This is a genomic window from Paenibacillus lentus (assembly GCF_042714055.1).
In the GTDB taxonomy this organism is placed as follows: Bacteria; Bacillota; Bacilli; order Paenibacillales; family Paenibacillaceae; genus Fontibacillus; species Fontibacillus lentus_A.
This window is the reverse complement of record NZ_JBHGVC010000005.1, coordinates 230,950-250,212: the sequence shown is the minus strand read 5'-3', so window position 1 is coordinate 250,212 and position 19,263 is coordinate 230,950. Positions and strand designations below refer to the sequence as shown.

17 protein-coding genes are annotated in these 19,263 nt (G+C 48.9%); 7 read left to right on the top strand and 10 right to left on the bottom strand.

Annotated features, from left to right (window positions below; all coding sequences use genetic code 11):
* Positions 1–81: 81 nt before the first annotated feature.
* Together ACE3MQ_RS13765 and ACE3MQ_RS13760 are read right to left on the bottom strand one after the other, a co-directional pair.
* Complete coding sequence (locus ACE3MQ_RS13765; RefSeq protein WP_379393502.1) at positions 82–2,007, bottom strand: LTA synthase family protein; 1,926 nt, start codon at positions 2,005–2,007, stop codon at positions 82–84.
* Between the two features lie 138 nt (positions 2,008–2,145).
* Complete coding sequence (locus tag ACE3MQ_RS13760) at positions 2,146–3,000, bottom strand: helix-turn-helix transcriptional regulator (RefSeq protein WP_379393500.1); 855 nt, start codon at positions 2,998–3,000, stop codon at positions 2,146–2,148.
* A gap of 122 nt (positions 3,001–3,122) precedes the next feature.
* Between ACE3MQ_RS13760 and fabF the strand changes: the two genes are divergently transcribed.
* Entirely contained in the window at positions 3,123–4,361 is a 1,239-nt protein-coding gene (gene fabF / locus ACE3MQ_RS13755; RefSeq protein ID WP_379393498.1) for a beta-ketoacyl-ACP synthase II, read from the top strand.
* Between the two features lie 76 nt (positions 4,362–4,437).
* Here the strand turns inward: fabF and ACE3MQ_RS13750 are convergent, their stop codons facing one another.
* The gene (locus ACE3MQ_RS13750; RefSeq protein WP_379393496.1) at positions 4,438–5,331 is read right to left on the bottom strand and encodes an aldo/keto reductase; all 894 of its coding nucleotides are present in this window, start codon (positions 5,329–5,331) and stop codon (positions 4,438–4,440) included.
* A gap of 155 nt (positions 5,332–5,486) precedes the next feature.
* Here ACE3MQ_RS13750 and ACE3MQ_RS13745 point away from each other — a divergent pair, with 155 nt between their 5' ends.
* The gene (locus ACE3MQ_RS13745) at positions 5,487–6,146 is read left to right on the top strand and encodes an oxidoreductase (protein WP_379393494.1); all 660 of its coding nucleotides are present in this window, start codon (positions 5,487–5,489) and stop codon (positions 6,144–6,146) included.
* 123 nt (positions 6,147–6,269) lie between these two features.
* Here the strand turns inward: ACE3MQ_RS13745 and ACE3MQ_RS13740 are convergent, their stop codons facing one another.
* Both ACE3MQ_RS13740 and ACE3MQ_RS13735 read right to left on the bottom strand, forming a co-directional pair.
* Positions 6,270–6,482 carry a TM2 domain-containing protein gene (locus ACE3MQ_RS13740; protein WP_379393492.1) on the bottom strand — a complete coding sequence of 71 codons (213 nt, stop codon included), beginning with the start codon at positions 6,480–6,482 and terminating at the stop codon, positions 6,270–6,272.
* 143 nt (positions 6,483–6,625) lie between these two features.
* Positions 6,626–7,369, bottom strand: a complete 744-nt coding sequence (locus ACE3MQ_RS13735; RefSeq protein ID WP_379393490.1) for a protein-glutamine gamma-glutamyltransferase — start codon at positions 7,367–7,369, stop codon at positions 6,626–6,628.
* 328 nt (positions 7,370–7,697) lie between these two features.
* Between ACE3MQ_RS13735 and ACE3MQ_RS13730 the strand changes: the two genes are divergently transcribed.
* From ACE3MQ_RS13730 to ACE3MQ_RS13720, 3 genes are read left to right on the top strand one after another with little or no spacing between them, the layout of a single operon-like run.
* Positions 7,698–8,891, top strand: coding sequence for an MBOAT family O-acyltransferase (locus ACE3MQ_RS13730; RefSeq protein WP_379393488.1), 1,194 nt, complete (start codon positions 7,698–7,700; stop codon positions 8,889–8,891).
* 30 nt (positions 8,892–8,921) lie between these two features.
* Positions 8,922–10,082, top strand: a complete 1,161-nt coding sequence (locus ACE3MQ_RS13725) for a hypothetical protein (RefSeq protein ID WP_379393486.1) — start codon at positions 8,922–8,924, stop codon at positions 10,080–10,082.
* Entirely contained in the window at positions 10,063–10,248 is a 186-nt protein-coding gene (locus ACE3MQ_RS13720) for a hypothetical protein (protein WP_379393484.1), read from the top strand. Before ACE3MQ_RS13725 ends, ACE3MQ_RS13720 begins: the two co-directional genes overlap by 20 nt.
* A gap of 421 nt (positions 10,249–10,669) precedes the next feature.
* On the opposite strand, the gene melA is transcribed toward ACE3MQ_RS13720, so the two are convergent.
* The gene (gene melA / locus ACE3MQ_RS13715) at positions 10,670–11,968 is read right to left on the bottom strand and encodes an alpha-glucosidase/alpha-galactosidase (protein WP_379393482.1); all 1,299 of its coding nucleotides are present in this window, start codon (positions 11,966–11,968) and stop codon (positions 10,670–10,672) included.
* A gap of 195 nt (positions 11,969–12,163) precedes the next feature.
* Between melA and ACE3MQ_RS13710 the strand changes: the two genes are divergently transcribed.
* Positions 12,164–13,012: an AraC family transcriptional regulator gene (locus ACE3MQ_RS13710; protein WP_379393480.1), complete on the top strand. Its 849-nt coding sequence runs from the start codon at positions 12,164–12,166 to the stop codon at positions 13,010–13,012.
* 109 nt (positions 13,013–13,121) lie between these two features.
* Here the strand turns inward: ACE3MQ_RS13710 and ACE3MQ_RS13705 are convergent, their stop codons facing one another.
* A complete protein-coding gene (locus ACE3MQ_RS13705; protein WP_379393478.1) occupies positions 13,122–14,102 on the bottom strand; it encodes an RDD family protein in 981 nt (326 codons plus the stop codon).
* Between the two features lie 269 nt (positions 14,103–14,371).
* Entirely contained in the window at positions 14,372–15,256 is an 885-nt protein-coding gene (locus ACE3MQ_RS13700) for a helix-turn-helix domain-containing protein (RefSeq protein WP_379393476.1), read from the bottom strand.
* Between the two features lie 230 nt (positions 15,257–15,486).
* Between ACE3MQ_RS13700 and ACE3MQ_RS13695 the strand changes: the two genes are divergently transcribed.
* Complete coding sequence (locus tag ACE3MQ_RS13695) at positions 15,487–17,094, top strand: glycoside hydrolase family 43 protein (protein ID WP_379393474.1); 1,608 nt, start codon at positions 15,487–15,489, stop codon at positions 17,092–17,094.
* Positions 17,095–17,396: 302 nt separating this feature from the next.
* On the opposite strand, the gene ACE3MQ_RS13690 is transcribed toward ACE3MQ_RS13695, so the two are convergent.
* Both ACE3MQ_RS13690 and ACE3MQ_RS13685 read right to left on the bottom strand, forming a co-directional pair.
* Positions 17,397–18,281 (bottom strand): carbohydrate ABC transporter permease, encoded by an 885-nt coding sequence (locus tag ACE3MQ_RS13690; protein WP_379393472.1) that lies wholly within the window; start codon positions 18,279–18,281, stop codon positions 17,397–17,399.
* A gap of 13 nt (positions 18,282–18,294) precedes the next feature.
* Complete coding sequence (locus tag ACE3MQ_RS13685) at positions 18,295–19,176, bottom strand: carbohydrate ABC transporter permease (RefSeq protein ID WP_379393470.1); 882 nt, start codon at positions 19,174–19,176, stop codon at positions 18,295–18,297.
* Positions 19,177–19,263 lie beyond the last annotated feature (87 nt).

Genomic DNA, 19,263 nt, shown 5'->3' with positions numbered 1-19,263 from the left:
ACGTGTTGAGACCAGCAAAAGTTTCTTTACTTGGCTATATTTTTCTACTAAATGAGTAAATCGCCTGCTGAATCACCGGCTTCAGCGCTTGCGTTTTGGAAGAAGCTTTACATATTCATCCGAAAGCTTCATGAGCGAAGTCACATATTCATAATCCTCACGGTACTGGGTAAAGTCAGCAACAGGCTCCAGCGTTTTGATCGAGACAGCTTGTCCGTCCTCGAAGCCTTGACCTGGGATGAACATAATATCATCGTTAAAAAAAGATCCCGTCGGCAAGTAGTACCGGACGCCGAATACATTGCGGTCAATATTCAGCAAATCTTGACCCAGAGCGGTGAAATGCTCCTTGTTCAAGGAAAGACCCAGCATATTCGCTACGGTCGGCAGCATGTCCACCTGCCCCCCCGCACGCTCTGATACGATGCCAAGCTTCTTGCCAGGCACATGAATAATAAAGGGAATGTTGAAACGGCTAATCGTATCATCATAAGGCACGCCAAGCTTGGCGGTGATTTCCTCCGCACTCGTCTCTTTTGGCTGAAGACCAAAATGGTCTCCATAGAAGACAAGCATCGTATTATCCCACAGATCGGCTTCCTTTAGCTGCTCGATCAGTTGGCCGATAGCATAGTCCGTATAATGAATCGCATTGATGTAATTTCCCAGATTCGTTCCTTCCAGTTCAGCCGGCAGCTCAATTTGCTGGAAGGACTTCGGAACGACGAACGGAGAATGACTGGAGGTCGTTACGAACTGGGCATAAAACAATTTGTTCCGCGCATGGAGATCCTTCATCTTCTCCACGCCAACCCGGTACATCTCCTCATCGGATGCCCCATAATCGTTGAAATGATCATTATTGAAGGCGGGCTTATCGTAATATTGGTTAAAGTTCAGGGCCGGATACAGCATATTCCGATCCCAGAATGTTACCTTGTTTACATGAAACGTATTGGCCGTATAACCTCGCTGCTGCAGCAATCTCGGCAGGCTGGGCAGCTCCCGATTGCCATAGCCGGTTGACATCGCCACTGCCGCCGTCGGATAAATGGACGTATTGAACATAAACTCGGCATCCGACGTGTTGCCTTGCCCGATCTGCTGATATACGTGTGGGAAATAGACGCCCTCTCCAGCCAGCTTATTCAATACCGGCGTAATCTCCGCGCCATTATTCAGCTTTAAGTTCATCGGGAAGTTCTGGAAGGACTCCATCTGGATGACGATCAAATTCATCCCTTCCGCTATGCCGAAATAATCCGGGCTTCTTTCTCCGTCGGCCACATTCGTTGTCGTTCGATAAGGGTAACTGCTCTGCAGCTTCTCAATGTTGGCCTTCGTTACCTCTATGTTTCCTTCCGCGATCATCTGGTCTTCCTCACGGCTGCTGATCGCAGCCACGACTTGATAATTCAAAAATCCGACCTTCTCCGCCCGAACGAGCTCATTGTCGATCTGCTTGCCCTGACGAACATAATATATGGATGAGACCACGCTAACCAAAAGCAAGGCCGTGACGAGCATGCTCCAAATCCAGTTTCGATTCTTCTGCTCCTTAAACGTAAATGTGTAAACTACACCCTTGCGGTGCCGCTGTATAACCCGGACGATCCGCCATCCCGCGAAGATCACAAAATCCGCAAAAAATAAGAACTGCTCCGGTCGCAGCAGCGCACTGACGCTTGCCCGTACCTGAGGAACTTGATTCAGCCCGCTCAGCACAGCATACGTAGGCACTGTCCCGAAATGAGCGAAATAAAGAGCTGACGAGAATAACAGGAAAGAGAATACCGCGTTCAGGCTCCAATAGACGACCCCTTTGCCCCTGGCTGGCGTCAGCAGCTCTGCTAAGCATAACAGCCCCAGAATGGCCAGCCATTCTGCGGGCAGACCACTCCAATATATTTCTCCAAAAAAGAACGTGCGCAGCAGCAGTAGCTTAAGGGCAAACAGCATAAAAAACACGACTAGCTTCGATTTATACCATTCATTTATTCGCTCCATACCTATACCTTTCTCCTTGCTTGACCTGTCTGGAAGTTGACTTTTCTAAACGAATTACAGCGTTTCGATTCATATCTTCGCCTTTTTCTTCTGAACATTATAACATGCGCGAAAATACACTGGTAATTCGTGGATGTACTATTCCTGCCGCTCCATCAACTGCCGGAGCTTGTACTCCGTTGCTGTCTCCGGGGCCGGAGTATAAATACTGCAGCGTAAATCCACATTTCCATGCACCTGCAGCGAAGTGAGCTGAAAATGCATTTTTCCCCCTTTTGCATGCCTGAACTCCAAGATGACCTCCGGCGCCGAGCTGACCTCGCTTTGCTCCCAGAGATGATTGAAATGGGGATGGGCCTCCTTCATCTCTAGCAAAAAGCGATTATACCATTCATCCTCCACGTATTGCCCATAGTAGGCTCGAAAAATAGCCAGGAAACCGCGCACAAACTGCTCCCAGTTAACGGCCAGCCTGCGAAATTCCTGTCTCATGAACAGCAGTGAGATCATGTTCCGCTGCTCTACCGGAATCTGCTCAAAATCGAGGAACACATGCGAGGCCGCCTCGTTCCAGCCGACAATTTGACATCTTCGGTCAGAAATAATTGTAGGACAGTATCTTAACTCCTGTAAAATTTTCTGCAGGGAAGGGCTGATCTCCGGCTGCCCTTCCTGCAGCAGCTGGCTTGCTGCGCCCGGGCCTCCCCCGGTATCCATCGCCAACGCATGCAGATAGCTTCGCTCATCACGGGTAAGGCGAAGGGCCGCTGCGATATTATCCAGTACGGATGCGGACACTTTAATGTCCCTTCCTTGCTCCAGCCAGGTATACCAGGTGGTACTGACGCCTGCTAACTGGGCAACCTCCTCTCTCCTCAGACCAGGCGTTCGGCGCCGCGTTCCCGCTGGCAGTCCAACCATTTGGGGAACGATTTTGGCGCGCTGCGCCTTCAAAAAAGCGGATAGCTCCTGCAATCGCGTCTGCTGCTTCATGCCATATCCTCCTTCATTATCCGTCTTAAAGTGGTACTAATTATACTATAATAAACTACAACTTGTAATAGGATAAATCGTATGGCACAATGACTCCCATAACAGCTCTAAAGGAGGTTCTTATGGAAAGAGTCGCAATTACAGGACTGGGCGTAATTTCACCGCTCGGCAATCAGGTAGAGTTGTTCTGGAATCGCCTTATGAACGGAGAATCGGGAATTTCCCTCATTGATACTTTTGATACGTCCAGGCATAAATCGAAGATCGCGGGCATCGTGCGAGACTTCGATGCCGAAGCGATGTTCGGCCGCAAGGAAGCGCGCCGGATGGATCGCTTCTGCCAATTTGCGCTGGCTGCTGCCGACCAGGCTGTGGCCGACGCAGGGCTGGATCTGGAGCAGATTGATAAGGAGCGCATGGGCGTGTATGTAGGCTCGGGCACGGGAGGAATCGAGACACTTCTGGAGCAGAGCCGTCTGCTGCAGGAACGAGGAGCCGAACGAATTAGCCCAGTTCTCGTTCCGATGATGATTTCCAACATGGCCGCTGCGATGATCAGTATAAAATACGGAGCGATCGGCCCTACCCTATCTCCGGTCACCGCCTGCTCCATCGGAAATACATCGATAGGAGAAGCATATCGGCTCATCTCCTCGGGCGGTGCCGACATGATCATTGCCGGAGGAACCGAGGCGGCGATTACGGACATTTCCGTAGCCAGCTTCGGCAATGCCACCGCGCTCTCGGCGCGCAATGATGAGCCGACTAAGGCAAGCCGGCCGTTTGATGCGGATCGCGACGGCTTCGTTATGGCAGAAGGCGCTGGCATCCTCATTCTCGAATCGCTCACCCATGCCAAACGGAGAAACGCCCGCATCTATGCCGAGGTCATCGGCTACGGGGCCACTTCGGATGCCTACCATATCGTTGCGACTCACCCGGAAGGCATCGGGGCTTACCGAGCCATGAAGCTCGCACTGAAGGAGGCGAATATCGAGCCGCAGGACGTAGACGTTATCAGTGCGCATGCAACGAGTACGGAGGTAGGCGACTGGTCGGAGACAAAGGCGATAAAGAAGCTGTTCGGAGAGCATGCCTACCAGATTCCGGTCACAGCCAATAAATCGATGACCGGGCATATGCTGGGTGCGGCCAGCGCCGTAGAAGCCATAGCTCTCGTCAAATCGCTGGAGCAGGGCATCATTCCGCCAACGATCAATCTGCATGATCCCGATCCGATTTGCGATCTGGACTATGTGCCTCATCAGGCACGGCAGGCCAAGCTCCGCATCGGGATATCGAACTCCTTCGGATTTGGCGGACATAACGCGGTAATCGTCCTGAAATCCCACGAAGAGTAAATTTTGAAATAGCCGTTAAGCACATTAGCACAATTAAGCCCCGCCAGCGTCTAACGCTAGCGGGGCCTGTTTATCATTATTCTACTAAATCTGCTGCACTTGCATTGGATGCAACCTGTTCGGGATTTTTACAGCCAGGAATGACAGAGCTCACAACTGGATTCTTGAGGCACCAGGCCAAGGCCCATTGCGCCATATCCACGCCCGCCGGCACTTCCTCCCGGCGAATGCGCTCTACCTCCTCCAGCTTACGGCGAACCACCTCAGCATCCTGGCGATGCCGCACGTCCGTTGCACCAAACTGCGCACCCGGCTTATACTTTCCGCTCAAGAAGCCGCTGGCCAGCGGAACGCGGGCAAGCACGCCAAGATCCTGCCGCTCGCAGGATGGAAAGACACGGTTCTCCGGCACGCGATCCAAGCGATTATACACGACTTGAATAACCTTAGAGTTTACTTGGCTCGACGCATCGGTCTGGTGCAGATTATCATTGCTGCCGATCGACGTGCCCAAATGGCGTATTTTACCGGCCCCAACCTGCTTGTCCAGCATCGTCCATAATTTATCGTTATCGAATACCTGATCCGGCCCCGAATGGAATTGATACAAATCGATATAATCCGTCTTCAACGCTTTGAGAGAGGCGTCCAGTTGCTTTAGAACATCCTCGGCATCAAATACGTCCGTACGGGTAAAACGCTCATGAAAATGATGGCCGAATTTCGTGGCAACAATCCAATCCTCCCGCTTGCGGCGGCTAATATAGTCGCCAATAAACGACTCCGAGAGATGGTCGCCATAGCATTCCGCCGTATCGATAAGATTGATGCCGCATTCCTGGCCTTTATCAAGGATGGCATCCACCTCATCCTGATTGAACTGCATGCCCCATTCACCGCCAAACTGCCATGTCCCGATGCCGATGACGGATACGTTCAATTCTGTTTTGCCTAGTCTCCGATACTTCAACCTAATCCCTCCTTAAGTAGCTGACAACTGATCAATAACCTGCTTTCGTCCACATTGTACACTTGCGAGCGCTTCAAAACAAATCCAAAAGCTATTCAACTATAGTAAACTAGAATCATGCAAACAATTAGATCGAATCTGGAGAGGAGCATCTCATGAAAAAAAGAGCCCTGATCGTCGGAGGCAGCGGACTTGTCGGCCATAGGCTGCTCCATCTGCTGCTGGAGGGACAGCATTACGAGGCCGTAGTAGCCATCGTCCGGACTCCCCTTCAGTTGGAACATCCCAAGCTCACGGAGCTGATTATCGATTTTGACGAACTGGAGCAATATGAGCAGTACTTCAACGTAGATGACGTATTTTGCTGCCTGGGCACCACAATCAAAAAAGCCAAGACACAGGAAGCCATGTATAAAATAGATGTCGAATATCCGCTGACGATTGCTAGACTAGCCTTACAGCAAGGAGCGCGGCATTTTCTGTTCATTAGCGCGATGGGAGCCAATCCTGACTCTCGCATATTCTACTCCCGGATCAAGGGCATTGCTGAACGAGAGCTCTGCCAAATGCCTTTCGAAAGCATATCGATTCTGCGGCCCTCGCTGCTGTTGGGGGATCGCCAGGAATGCCGGCCTGCCGAGCGATGGGGAGGAGCGAGCTTCAAAGCCCTTTCCTTTCTATTTACCGGCCCTCTTAGAAAATATAGAGCGATCGAAGCAGAGACTGTAGCCCAGTCGATGTACCTGATAGCTAAGGACGATCCTAAGAGGATAGCCATATATTCTTCTCAGCAAATCGAACAGTACGCCAAGTAAATGAAAGCGACCGCCCCGGCTATTGCCGAAATGCGGTCGCTTTGCATTTACTTATGTTCGTGAATCTCCATATACCACCAGATGGCGACTTGAAGCTCGATCGGGTTGTTCTATGTATTGAACCTAAGCCTTAATTGGTCTGCCTTCGCTATCCGTGAAGCTGCCCACAGCGATGAGAATAAAGTCGATTAATGTCCAGATTCCTAGACCGCCTAAAGTAAGCAGCTGAATAATTCCTGTTCCAACCTTACCCACATAAAAACGATGAACTCCTAAAGATCCTAGAAAAAATGCTAAAAGCAGTGCAGCAACAAACGACTTTGGACTTTTTTCCACGGTGTTTCCCGCTATGACAATAAGTTTTTCCTAATTTATTATCGGTATAACATACTCCACTGCTTAGGTCTAGAAAAATATTTTATATAGTTAAATATATTGATATATTTGTTAATTATTTCCTCGATTTTTGTCGAATATATTCATTGCCGATAACGACGCCCGCCGAGCCTGCGGATGTATTCAAAATCAGGATGGACGACCAGGTCGGATAAAAAGGCCGAGGTGGTGCTTCCAGGTTTTCTTTTTGCGTTCAAGGCGTCGATGATTGCTTCTGCCGAAGAGATGCCCAGCCCATGACCGAAGTAGAGGTTATTGTCCAATACAATGGCATTTTCCCCCTGCCATTCGGGCGTTTGCGGATTAAAATCGGGATTTTCAAAATAAACGACGTCTCCGGCGGCTGCCTGCTGTGCTCGAATCATCTGAAGGTCACTGTCATATTGCCAATCGTAGAGCACCAGTTGATTAAAATGGCTATTAAAGGCCTCAGCGCCGATGGAATCCAGCACCCCCTTATAAAGAATAACGACCATGGCCGTAGCGCATTCCATCGCATACCTGTGGCCGTTAGTAAAAATATCGACAATCGCTTCCGATGGCTGGGCCTCCTCCTTAAGCCTAAACCCCCCGTTAGGCATGCGCGTCCAGTACTGCTCATTAGCCCTGGAGTTTTTGAAGGTCGCGAATTGGGCTCCTCCTGCGTAAAAGTCTCTAGCGGCCTGCACGATCGCCGCTCTCATACTCAGTTCAAAATTCAGCGCTTCCGGTGAACGATAAGCATGCACAGCCGTGCTCCATCTTTTCTGGCGAATAATACTCTGATCCAGCTCTGTCGATGCCAGCTGCTTGAGCCGGCCAGCCCCCATGTTCAACGTAATAATCACGGCATTACCCCCTAGGTGAATTACTCATATCGTATGCAGGCCGCGCCATTTTCGTGCTGCTCGCCGTTATAGCCCGCTAATGCTGGAAACTTTTATGGAGGAAATACGTCTAATCTATAGACCAATTGCAGCATCGTTTTTTTTATACAGAAAAAGGAGGAATAACATTGCAAATTGGCGAATTTTGTATTCCAGGGTACATTCATATTCCTGTTATTTGGGGCATTTAGCGAATTTTGATATAACCGGTTACCTCGATGTTGTGCTATCATGAACAAGCAGTAATAGTAGAGACAGTATACAACTTGGATGGTGGAAACGAAATATTATGATTTATACAGACTGGATATACTGGCTGTTCGTGCTCGTGGCTGTCGTCACGTATCACATTATGCCGCATCGAATCAGACCCTGGGTATTATTCGCCGCAGGTGTCACTTTTTATTACTACTACGCAGGCTCCTACCTGTTCCTGCTGCTGGCCGAGGTCGTCATTGCGATTATCGTCGTCAAGGCGGCTGCCAAGTGGAGTAAACGCTGGATTTACCCCGCTGCAATCATCGGGGTTATTCTCGTGCTCGGTTATTTCAAGTATACGAATATGTTGCTGGACACGTTAAACGGCTTGTTCGCGTTTATGCAGCAGCCCTTCTTCCCAAAGGCGGAGCAAATCGTCCTTCCTTTAGGAATTTCTTATTTTACGTTCGAGCTCATCCATTACTTGGTTGAACGCAAGCGCGGAAATTTGCCGGAGCACAGACCGGAAGGACTGCTATCGTTCATCTTCTTTTTCCCAACGATGGTCGCCGGGCCGATCAAGCAATTCCAGGTGTTCTATCCGCAGCTCAAAGCAAAGTTTCACATCGACCATATTATGGTCGGGGTCACCCGGATTGGTTTTGGGATGTTCAAGAAGCTTGTGCTGGCAGGCTCGATCGATCTATTGGCTCAGCCGGTTTACTCTAAAGCCGGGATTGTCGGAGCCGATATCGGGACACTATGGATTTCATTGATCGCTTATACGTTTGTCATTTACTTTGATTTCTCGGGATATTCAGACATCGCTATTGGTACAGCCCGCTTGTTCGGTATCGTCGTTCCGGAGAACTTCCGTTTTCCATATCTTGCCCGCAGCGTTGCCGAGTTCTGGAACCGGTGGCATATCTCGCTGGGCTCCTGGCTGACCCGCTATGTGTATTTCCCGCTCGGCGGCAGCCGCGTAGCTGCTCCAAGGGTCTATTTGAATCTGATGGCTACGATGACGGTATCCGGGCTATGGCACGGTGCAGCCTGGAATTTCGTCGTTTGGGGAATGTTCCATGGCGTTATGTTGTGCATTCATAGATTCCATGTGAAGCAAATCAAACCAAAATTAAAGCCTGTTCCAAAATGGCTGAAGCCGGGAACAACATTGATGGCCATTCTGATTACATTCTTTGGTGTAACAATGAGCCGGGTATTCTTCATTCTGCCGATCGTTGACGGATGGGATTTAATGCTGCGCTTACTTGGTTTACGATAAAATGGATTGAAGGAAAGTGAGGATTACAAAGTGCCGAATTTATTCATGAATAAGACGGTAACCGTTATGATGGTCTCGCTTGCTATTGCAGGTTTGATTGGGATTAGTGACGGGGCCAATCCGATTGTTGATCATATGAAGGAAGACGTGGTGACCCACGCGAAGAAAGAGCTGCGGGTTCCGGCTTACGACTCCATCGTTTATACGCCGCTGTGGATTGAATACTTAAAAGAGCAGCCGGATGACGGGAAGCAGGTGGTCGGCCTATTCGGTCCCTCTACCGTGTTCGGTACGACGGTGATGAAAGGAGCCAACACCTCTGCCGGCGTTCTCCAGGTTCATCTGAAAGACAGTCGAGTGCTCAACATGGGACTTACAGGCGGCAGATTTACGGAAACCTATGCCGTTCTAGCCTCAATCATCGATGAAGTCGATTATGTCGTATATGAAATTAACTACGGAATTGCCGTTGTCTCGGATAATGAGCCTAGTGTAACGGTCTATCCGTCTCTCATTACCAAATTGGACCAGAATATTCCGCGAAGCTGGCTGAATGATTTCCCGGATAAGAGCCGTCAATCGCTTCCAAGCGAGATTCACAACTGGGCTACATCCAATTTCCTAAGTAAATGGACACTGTATCACGATCGCGACGTCATCAGCTACAAGCTGTTCAAGACCCGCACTCCGATGGAGAAAATCCGCCGGGAAATCAAGAAAGAACAGGATAAGAAGAATGGCGTGACGCCAAGCTATGCTCCGATGTACACGGCATACGAAAAAATGCAGGACAAACATAAAGAAGAAATCAACAAGCATTTCAAACAGCTGTACGTTTGGAATAAGCCGTTCGATAAAGACAACAGCTTCGGCCTGTTTATGATCGAGAAGACGCTCGATCTATTGCAGGAGCATAATAAGACGGCAGTCTTCTACTCCGCTCCCCTGGATAAGGAGCATATTACCAAGAAAAAGCTGCTTAACTGGGAAGACTACAACAAAGTGATGGGAGCTTACCAGGAGCTGATTGAATCTAGAGGCTATCCTTATATCGAGTTTAACAAGGGGAAGGAAAATACGATCCCGCATAAATTATACCGCGATCCGTCCCACCTTCTGGATGAAGGCAACAAGATGTTCGGCGAAATTCTATACAAGAAGTTGATGCAATATGGAATTACAAACTCGTAGCGCCAAGCTAGCCAGAGCGAAAGCCAATCGCCTCAGTCATCGTGTGGGCCGAGCACTGATGATGCTGGGGACAGCAATCGGCGGAGCCATTGTCATCATAGCTATCGTGCTAGGCATCTTATTCTTCTCTGGCGAAACGCAGGAATTTATTTATATGAACTTCTAACTGGATATAAATGGATTTTGATAGATCAGAACTATGCTCGTGTTCATAATCTAGATCCTCATAGTAAGAAAAAGGGGTTCCCCGCTCGCTTCAGAGCGCAGGAGCCCCTTTCTCATATTACTTACGGCCGACTTTCGACGCTAGCCATTGGCCACAGCACAGCACAGCACAGCCATAATTATTATAATTGCGAAGGCTTTACCCCTTATCTCGGCAATATCCCAACTTTGAATGGTGAGACCCTCTTCTGGAAACACGTATAAACCTTCTTCTAATCATGCAACTCCTAGCTATCGGTGCTGTGCTAAATGAAGCAGTCGGTCGATCATATGTCATCTGCTTCAAAATCTTCACAGCGTTTGATTGCTCCATTAAAGCCCCTTTTCCTCAAGAGCCTGGTGTATGCCGTTTTGCCTCTCTTTTATCTGAACTCTGGAAGCCAATTCCCATGTGCTTCGATCAAATCATCGCACATCGCTACGATATCATCGATCGAGAGCTCCGCTGCTGTATGCGGATCAAGCAGCGCCGCATGGTAAATATGCTCCTTCTTCCCGGTAACGGCTGCTTCAATCGTGAGCAGCTGCGTGTTGATATTCGTCCGGTTCAAAGCGGCAAGCTGCGGAGGCAGTGCCCCCACGTAAGTCGGCGTAATGCCTGACGCATCCACCAGACAAGGCACCTCCACGCAGGCCTCTTGCGGCAGGTTAGTAATCAAACCTGTATTCATGACGTTGCCGCCGATTTTGTAAGGGCGATTCGTCTCCATAGCCTCCATAATGTACGAGGCATATTCCAGGCTGCGGACATGCTCGATATTTTCGCTGGCAAACAGCTTCTCCCGTTGAGCCTTCCAGCCTTCAATCTGCTCAATGCAGCGCCGAGGATACTCATCCAGCGGAATGTTAAAACGCTCAATCAACTCAGGGTAATTGCGCTTAATGAAATACGGATGATATTCCGCGTTATGCTCCGAGGACTCCGTCACATAGTAGCCAAAGCGCAGCATAAGCTCGAAGCGCACCATGTCATGATGGCTTTCCTTCTGCTTCTCCGCGGCAAGTCTGCGAATTTCCGGATACAGATCCTTGCCGTCGCGCTTCACCTCCAGCAGCCAGGCCATATGATTGATTCCGGCGATCTTCGTCTCCAGCCCTTCCTCACTCAAACCAAGCGCTCCGAACAGCTCAGGGATGCACTTTTGCACACTGTGGCATAGTCCCACCGTCTTAACGCCGCCAACCGTGTTCATCACGTTCGTCAGCACGGCCATCGGATTCGTGTAATTCAAGAACCAGGCATCCGGACATACCTCCTGCATATCCTTGGCAAAATCAAGCATGACCGGAATCGTCCGCAGGTTGCGGAAGATGCCGCCGATCCCCAATGTATCGGCAATCGTCTGCCGCAGGCCATATTTCTTCGGAATTTCAAAATCCGTGATCGTGCAAGGGTCATACCCCCCTACCTGGATCGCGTTAATGACATATTTCGCACCCCGAAGCGCTTCCTTCCGATCGCTGTAAGCCTTTACAACACAGGTACTGCCGAGCGATTGTTTTAAGCTGTTCAGCAGGTTTTCCGAATCCTTCAGCCGCTCCATATCAATATCATATAAAGCGAGTTCAAAGCCTTGCAGGGATTCTGTGAGCATGACATCTCCGAGAACATTTTTGACAAAGACCGTGCTTCCCGCACCCATAAATGTAATTTTCGACATTGATTCATCGCCTCCATTATTCGCTAGAACGTACCTTAACTATAAGCGCGCCGCAACAGGATGAACATGGCTCTTTCCCGCTAAAACATGTCATAATCCCATTTCATAACCCGGATAATCCGTTTGTCCACGACATTAAACCTGTTATAATGCATATATGATAAGGTGCAGAAGCGGGGGAGTGAAATGTGAAGCATGAGCCGTATCGACATCGTTCATTTTAATGAAACGTTCCAAAATCAAATGGATTTGAATCTGCTGTTCTTCGGCAAGGAGGAGTGCCTGTCCGGGCATGCCTGGGGTCCTGGTCTGCGCGATTGCTACATTATCCACTACGTCCATGAAGGATCGGGACACTTCCGCATGGATGACCGAACCTATGAATTGACGGCAGGCCATGGCTTTCTCATCCCCCCGGAGACCTTAGTTTACTACGAAGCTGACTTCGATTGCCCATGGACTTATTCCTGGATCGGCTTCCGAGGGCTTCACGTCAAATCACTATTGCAACGAGCCAATCTATCCCTAATGAATCCTGTTTTTCAGTCTCATAGCCACATATTTCAAACCTGTTACGATGATCTCGCCGGAGCTCGTTCGGAACGAGGCGGGGATGTGCTGATTCAGAGCATGATATACCGCTTCATGGCCGAGCTTATCTCCTCCTCTCCGGATTCGGTTCTGGAGCCGAAGAGCTCCTACCCGAAAGAAGTCTATGTGCGCAAAGCGATCGAATGGATCGAGAGCAGCTACAGCCAAAAAATCAGCGTCATGGATATCGCTCGTTCCGTCGGGCTGGATCGAACCTATTTGTCAGGACTGTTCAAGGCGCAATTCGGCGTCTCTTTGCAAACTTTTTTGCTGGAATATCGAATGAATCGGGCCGTGGAATTGCTGCGCAATCCCGATCTTACCGTCAGTGACGTATCGCGCTCGGTTGGCTATACCGACCCGTTTCTATTCTCGAAAATGTTCAAAAAGGTGATCGGCCACTCGCCCCGGGCCTCCAGGAAACGCGAGGAAAAACAGTCCTATTCCAAGTAAAGAGGGCTATCCCTTGGGATCTTCAGTAGATCCAAAGGGATAGCCTTGTAGCCACCCGTGCGTAAACGATAATACTTAGACCGTTGGGGCAGCACTGAGAGCTGCGTGATTAGTTTTCGCCCTTCACTTCTCTAAAGGTTGCTATTGTTGCACGGAGTTCAGGCCCGTATTTCGCATAATCTCTCTTCTCCGTAATGGCAATGATTTCATGAAAATGCTCTGAAGTTTCTACAAAAGTAGCGATATACATATATTCATCGCCATCGACTTCTCCCCGATAAGTCAGCTCATAAGCCTTGCCGCCGTACACTCCGGCTTCCCCTTCTCGAATTACCTCCGTCGTACGATCCAGCCTCTGCTCCTGCATGTAGAAATAAAAATCCTCTAAAGTGATATCTGCTCCCATTTCTTCTTTAGTATATGTAAACAAGACGATATTTTTCGTTTTCAAAGCATTAGATAATGCCATATTGGCGTCAAGCTCAGCCATTGACGAAGAATCCCGCCTTAACCGGCCCCAATCCGTCATCTGAAATCTTCCATCTTCACTTCTATGTATAACACTTGTGGGTTTGGACTCGGGATAACCGGTTGTCGTCCAGGCAATCACGTTCGGCACTACAGCAGATAAAATAATGGCAGAAAATATGACGGCTAGCGTAATCTTGGTTCTGCGGCTTGGTTTTATAAAGCTCAAATCAGCTACTTTTACTACATATGTATTTGCAGCCATATCTCCTAACCGCTGCCTCTTCTTCGTCACCAGAGCGCAAATCCCGGCTGGCAATCCCCCTAATAGTCCAGGGTTCGTATCGACAATCCGCAGCAGTGTTCGTATGAGGGATTTTACGAATCCGGGCGGCCTTCCATCCTCTCGTACAACCTGAATACGAAGGATGTATTTACCTACCGTATAGCCGGTAAAACCCTCCAGCAGTAGATAATACAGCAAAATGAATCCAGTAATGACGTAAGCTAGATAAATACTATCAAAAAAGAGAGCTGTACCGAATAAACCGACAAAGATTAGGAGATCCAGCACCGTAGCAGCCCAACGCCTAAAAATAATGGATGAACTATAGCTATACACGATCATGTCTGCAACGGAAGGGAATGAACCCGGCTGAATTGGGGGGCCCTTGTAATTTCCCCACGGAGGAGGTCCTGAGGTATTTGATTTGAGAGTTGAATTTGCATTTGTGTCTGCAACTGAGGATGCATTAGTTAAGGGGGTCTGATCCAACGAAATATCACTCCTTACAATTTGTAGATGATTTCCTCTTTTAGTCCCAAACTGTAAGGAGTATATGTTATATTTATACTTCTGTAAATGTTAAACCCAAAATTAGATATTAAGACCTAAGTGTGAAAACGCGCGCGAAAGCTGCTCGGCGATTCTCCTGTCCAACGCTTAAACTGCCGGCTGAAATGAGCGATATTTTTATAGCCTAATCTGCTGGAAATGCCTTCGATCGTCAGCTCGGGATCCATGAGCAGCAGCTTGGATTTCTTCAGCATTAAATTGGACATATACTGCCGGGGCGATATACCGAATACGGATGCAAACATTCGATTAACGGAGGATGGGCTGTAGCCTACTGCCGCTGAAATTGACTCGATCGTTTCCATTTCTCGCCCGTCTCTGCTTCCGTCTGCGGTCTCATCCACGGCTTGCTCCAAAAGGGCAGCCACCTGGGATGCCGTTTGGGACATTCGCGATGGGGCAGTATCTCCATTCCGCTTGCCAAGCGTACCACTAATCCCCGCAAAAACCTCAAATATCGCCGATAATGCGGCCATGCGGGATTCTACACGCACGACCGCCTCCTCCGAGGTCAAAGCAATCAGCTTATCGAGCGCAGGCCGAATCGCAGACGCCAATTCGCTTCCTGAAGCGTGGTAACAGGCTTTATTGCGATACAGCAGCTCGCGAAACGACCTCTCATCGACGTCAAAATGCAGACAATAATAGGTCATTTCCGTCTCGCCAAGCACTCGGCTTTCATGAACATCATCCGGGCCAAGCAAGAGGAAGTCACCCGGTTTCTGTACATAAACCGTCCGGTTCACAATCATTTCCTGCGTACCTGACAGGACTAAATTCACCTCAAATAGCGGATGCTTATGGGAAGGGTATTTCCATCCCGGGTCGACCGTGCGCCAGTGGGCAGCAAACACGCGAAAGGTGGACTCCATGTCGGGAAGCATCATTTCCCTTCGTATGCGCTCCATTTGTACCTCCATAATCCCTACCCCCTTTACGTATATTAGACACGAATTTGAAGTTGATTGATTTGGGTAAATATCAACATGCAATGGATATGGGAACAGTCATATAACATTGATATAATATAGTTATTGTACCATATTTACGACCCTTTCTGTCTTTAAATTGAAATGGGTAATTTATCTTTGTGAACCCCAATTCTGACTCACACTTTTTTTTCAAAATAACATGTTAAAGGAGAAGAAGCATGGCTACAATTCAAAACCCGATTTTGACAGGCTTTAATCCAGACCCTAGCATTTGCCGCGTAGGCGAGGACTACTATATTGCCGTATCTACCTTTGAATGGTTCCCTGGCGTGGGCATCTACCACTCGAAGGATTTGAAGAACTGGAGACTCGTAACGAGACCCCTTAACCGTTTGAGTCAGCTCAACATGATGGGAAATCCGGACTCCGGCGGAATTTGGGCGCCTCAGTTGTCCTATGCGGACGAGCAATTCTGGCTGATTTACACCGACGTTAAAGTGACGGAAGGACAATGGAAGGATTGCCATAACTACCTCGTTACTTGCGACACCATCGACGGCGAATGGTCAGAGCCGATTTATTTGAACAGCTCGGGCTTCGATCCCTCGTTGTTCCATGATGAAGACGGTAAAAAATATTTGGTCAACATGCTGTGGGATCAGCGCGTCGGTCACCACAGCTTCTACGGCATCGTGCTTCAAGAGTATAGTGCCAGCGAGCGGAAGCTCGTCGGCGACAAGGAGATTATTTTCAAGGGAACCGATATTAAGCTGACGGAAGCACCCCATTTATATAAAATAAACGGCTACTACTACTTGCTCACGGCCGAAGGCGGTACCAAGTACGATCACTGCGCTACGATGGCCCGTTCCAAAAATCTGCGCGGTCCATATGAGGTGCATCCAGAGAACCCGCTGATCTCGTCGTTCTCCGTACCGCGCAATCCGCTGCAAAAGGCGGGACATGCTTCGATCGTGCACACGCATACCGATGAATGGTTCCTTGTACACTTAACGGGAAGACCATTATCCCGGGAAGGCCAGCCTTTGCTTGACCCTCGCGGCTTCTGTCCGCTTGGCAGAGAGACGGCTATTCAGCGTCTGGAGTGGAAAAATGATTGGCCTTACGTTGTTGGCGGCAACCAGCCATCCCTGCAAATCGAAGGGCCAAGCATTCCGGAAGTGAAGTGGGAACCCGACTTCCCGGAGAAGGACGATTTCGACAGCGACAAGCTGAATCTGAACTTCCAAAGCTTGCGCATTCCGCTGGGCGATCATATCGTGTCGCTAACCGACAAGCCGGGGCATCTGCGCCTGTATGGTAAGGAATCGCTGACGTCCAAATTTACGCAGGCGTTCATCGCCAGACGCTGGCAGCACTTTAACTTCACTGCGGAAACTAAGGTTGCATTCAATCCGACGACCTTCCAGCAGTCGGCAGGATTAGTGAATTACTATAACACGCAGAACTGGACCTCCTGCCAAATCTCCTGGAACGAAGACAAGGGAAGAATTCTGGAACTCGTCGTTTGCGACAACTTTACGTTCTCCGCCCCGCTGCAAGGCAATGAAATCGCAGTTCCTGCGGATGTTGAATATGTGTACTTGCGCGTAGATGTAGAGACGGATGTATATCGTTACTCCTATTCATTCGATGGAGATAACTGGACGGTTATCCCGGTCAGCTTCTACTCCTATAAGCTGTCCGACGATTACATCCAAGGCGGAGGCTTCTTTACAGGAGCGTTTGTAGGCATGCAATGCCAGGATACCTCCGGCCAAAACGAGCCTGCCGACTTCGACTACTTCATCTACAAGAACAATTAATATACAAACAGGTCGTATCAAGGGGTTCCTGCCTTGAGCGGCCTGTTTTTTTGTGTTTCTCAGATGGGATGGATCGTGATGGATGACTCCTATGTTCACCGATCCGGGCATTTCCTCATCAAAAAATAAAGAACCTGAGGCAAGCCTCAGATTCTTTAGCAGATATAGATATAACCAAACCCGGTCTGTAACCTCCACCTTTGCTTATTCCACATCCGATCCCCATCCGGTTTAAGTTATAGCCAAATTCTCGGAGTTGCGTCAGAGTTACCTAGCTTAGAATAACTTAGCCTAGCTAAAGCTTAACCCTTAACCGAGCCAGCGGCGATCCCTTCAACAATCTTGTCGCTAAGGAACAGGAAGGTGATCAGGATCGGCAGAATGCTGATCATAAGGGTAGCTCCGATTGCGCCCCAATCCGTCGTATACTGACCGATAAAGTTCTGAACGCCGACCGTCAGGGTCTTGTAGATATCCGAGCTGATGAACGTATTTACGAATATAAATTCGTTCCAGTTATAGATCATATTGATGATGGCCGTCGTGGCAAGCACGGAGCTGGTCATCGGGAACACGATTCGCGCGAACATTCGATTCACCGAGCAGCCGTCGATGACCGCCGCCTCCTCTACTTCCCGCGGCAGCGCGTAGTAGAAGCCGAGCAAAATCATAATCGTAATCGGCATGTTAAAAGCAACATATGAGAAAATTAGTGATAACGGATGATCCGTCAAACCGATGTTGTTATATACGCTAAATAAAGGGATGAGCGTCGAGTGAACGGGAATCATCATCGCTACCATGAACAGGCCGAGCACGAAGGAGCTTCCCTTCCACTTCATTCTTGTCACGGCATACGTGACAAGGCTGCCCAATACAACCGTCAAGGCGGTCGCCAATACGGTAACCCATACGCTGTTCAAGAAGTAGACATTGATATTCCCTGCGCTCCACACCTTGGAATAGTTCTCCCATTTAGGGTCCATAGGGAGTGAGAACGGTGGAAGGTTGAACACTTCCTGATTGTTTTTTAATGAGAAGAACAGCAGCCATACCAGCGGTAGCAATTGCAGGACGGCTACAAGAATAAGCACAATGTACAATATGCCATAACCTAATTTGCGTCCAAGGGCTGCCCCCGAGCTAGCCGGTCCGCTCTGAAGCTGTCCTGCGGTTCCAGACATCATGAAGCGTCCCTCCTTATGAATATTGAATGGTATCTTTAGTAGCGGTTAATTTACGAATGATCCAAGTAATGACAAGACAAATCACGAGCAGGAAGAATCCGATCGCGCTGCCGTAGCCGAAATCATGAGCCCGGAAAGCTACGCGATACATGTAGGAGGCCATAACCTCACTGGCTCCGTTAGGCCCTCCATCGGTCATAACGTAAATCAGGTCAAAATATTTGAGCGACCCGACAACGGCAAGAACGATCGTCACCTTGATCACTTCCATAGCCAGCGGAAGCTTGATTTTCCAGGCGATTTGCAATGCATTGGCACCGTCGATTTTCGCCGCTTCTTCGAGGGATGCCGGAATATTCTTTAAAGCAGCATAGTAAATCAGAATATAGAAACCCGCATATTGCCACAGAATCGGAATGAATAGAGCAGGCAATACCAATGATGTTTCTGCAAGCCATGCAGGAGGATTAGCGAAACCGATAGATTCCAAGAAGCTGTTTACAATCCCGTTGGTCGGATGGTAAATTTTAAGCCACAATTGCGCAATCGCAACCGAAGACAACAGCATCGGAATAAGATAAATTTTACGGAACAGGTTTGCCCCCTTAATGCGGGTAGCAAGAACCATCGCTACAGCCAAATAGATCACAAGACTGAGCGTGGAGAACAAAGCTAGCAGAAGCGAGTGCCAGGCACTGCTCCAAAATGCAGAATCCTTCGCTAGAGCCAGGTAGTTTTCCATCCCGATGAATTCCATGGCGCTGATTCCATTCCACTTATTCAATCCATAAAAGCCTGTAAGTATAATTGGAATGTAAACGACGCCCAAGATGAGTAGCAGTGATGGCAGTACATAGAGTGCGATTATCTTTTTATTTGAGAGCACCTTATCCACGTTGTCCGACTCCTTTCCTTCATAGTCGTTTCTTTAGAAAAGACTATCCGGCAATGCTGCCGGATAGGTCTCCTCGTCCTGTTGCAC